Origin of the sequence: Craterilacuibacter sp., from assembly GCF_051659485.1 — a bacterium.
In the GTDB taxonomy this organism is placed as follows: Bacteria; Pseudomonadota; Gammaproteobacteria; order Burkholderiales; family Chromobacteriaceae; genus Craterilacuibacter.
In genome coordinates this window covers 1-1,215 of the sequence record NZ_JBOFOO010000105.1, presented here as the reverse complement: position 1 = coordinate 1,215, position 1,215 = coordinate 1, and the positions used below count along the sequence as shown (strand labels likewise).

Genomic DNA, 1,215 nt, shown 5'->3' with positions numbered 1-1,215 from the left:
CCGGCGTCGTTCAGCGCGGCCAATACCGCTTCGGTGGCGAGACGGATTTCGGTGCGTCCGGAATCCTTGGAAAATTCGGTCGCGCCAAGGCCGACAATGGCCACCTGACTGGATAAGCTGTTCATGCCATCGCCCCTTGTGCAAACAGCAGCTTCACTGTGCCGCTGACGTGATCGCCCATGCTGTTGACGCCGCGCATGGCGACCGTCAGCGACTGTTCCGCCTCATCCTTGGCACTGACTTCGCCCTGCATGGTCATGCTGTCACCCGGATAGTTGGGCGCGCCCAGACGGATCTTGACGCTGGCTATCAGCGCCTCGGGGCCGGCCCAGGCACCGACATAGCGCTCGACCAGACCGTTGGTGGTCAGAATGTTCATGAAAATGTGCTGCGAGCCCAGCTTCTGCGCGGCCGCCAGATCATGGTGACCGGGGAAGAAATCGCGGGTCGCGATGGCGCCGGCTACCACCAGCTCGACCGTCACCGGAATCTCCAGCGGTGGCAGTGTGTCGCCGACCTTCACTTCGTCAAAACGGATGCCCTGTACGCTCATGCTGCGTCTCCCCACAATGTGTTGTCGCTGACTCTTGCGGCCAGTGCTTCGATCTGCGCCGCCGCGCCGCCCAGTTCGAGCTCGAGCACGCGGGCGGCCAGATAGAAACGGTGGACCGGATAGCTGGTGTCCGAGCCGGTGCCGCCATGCAGATGCTGCGCGCTATGTGCGATGCGGTTGCCCGCCTCGCATGCCCAGTATTTGGCCACCGCCAGCGCCGAGCCGGTATCGACACCGGCGTCCAGCCGCCACACAAGTTGCAGCAGCACCGAGCGCAGTGCCTCCAGCGCGATAAAACCGTCGGCCATGCGCTGCGCCACGGCCTGGAAGCTGCCCAGCTTGCGGCCGAACTGCTCGCGCTCGGACAGGTGGGCGACAGTAATCGCCTGCGCGCCCTCGGCCACCCCCAGCTGCAGCGCCGCGATACAAGCAACCGCGCGCGGAGTGAGCCAGTCGTGCGCGCCCGTCGGCAACAGCAGCGCCGGCGACACGACAAGGCCATCGGCACAGAGCGTCAGCGCATGCTCGCCCTGCATCAGGGTGCCGGCCTCGCTTTGGAATAAAGTAATGTCGGCCAGCAGTAGTGCAGCACGCCCGTCAACTTCTACGGCCAATAGTGCATGTGTGGTCTTGGGGGTGACGGCCAGTGCCGCCACCGTACC

The 1,215-nt window shown here is 64.9% G+C and carries 2 protein-coding genes; both read right to left on the bottom strand.

Annotated elements, in window-relative coordinates; genetic code table 11:
* Positions 1-121: 121 nt before the first annotated feature.
* Complete coding sequence (locus tag ACRC1E_RS03745; protein ID WP_438513769.1) at positions 122-553, bottom strand: MaoC family dehydratase; 432 nt, start codon at positions 551-553, stop codon at positions 122-124.
* A partial coding sequence (locus ACRC1E_RS03740) for an acyl-CoA dehydrogenase family protein (protein ID WP_438513768.1) occupies positions 550-1,215 on the bottom strand: 666 nt, incomplete at its 5' end. The genes ACRC1E_RS03745 and ACRC1E_RS03740, both read right to left, overlap by 4 nt.